At 52.4% G+C, this 338-nt stretch carries 1 pseudogene; it reads right to left on the minus strand.

The window, feature by feature from the left end:
- Positions 1 to 257, minus strand: a pseudogene (locus Q1A70_RS20580) (conjugal transfer protein TrbE); the annotation flags it as partial.
- Between the last annotated feature and the right edge of the window lie 81 nt (positions 258 to 338).

A 338-nucleotide genomic window follows, 5' to 3' on the forward strand; every position in this document is an offset into this window, starting at 1 on the left:
CCTTGCAGCACCGTCAGTTGCTCGATGTAGTCACAACACCACTCGAAATCACTGTCTAAATCCATGAGCGGAGCAAATGCTGGACGCGCTCTTGAGCCGGACTCCCCAATGTTTATGTGCAAGCCCCCCAATTGGCTCAATGCGTACATTGAGCGCCCCTTATCAAAGGCAAAAATTTGCGCCTTGGGGTAGCGCGTCATTTGCGCCACTAACATGGCTAACAACGTCGATTTACCCGCGCCAGTTGCCCCGAACACTAAAGTGTGCCCCACATCCTTCACATGCAGATTCAAATGAAATGGGGTATTGCCAACAGCGGTACACATCATCAGCGGCGG

The organism is uncultured Vibrio sp. (genome assembly GCF_947488985.1).
Taxonomy (GTDB): Bacteria; Pseudomonadota; Gammaproteobacteria; order Enterobacterales; family Vibrionaceae; genus Vibrio.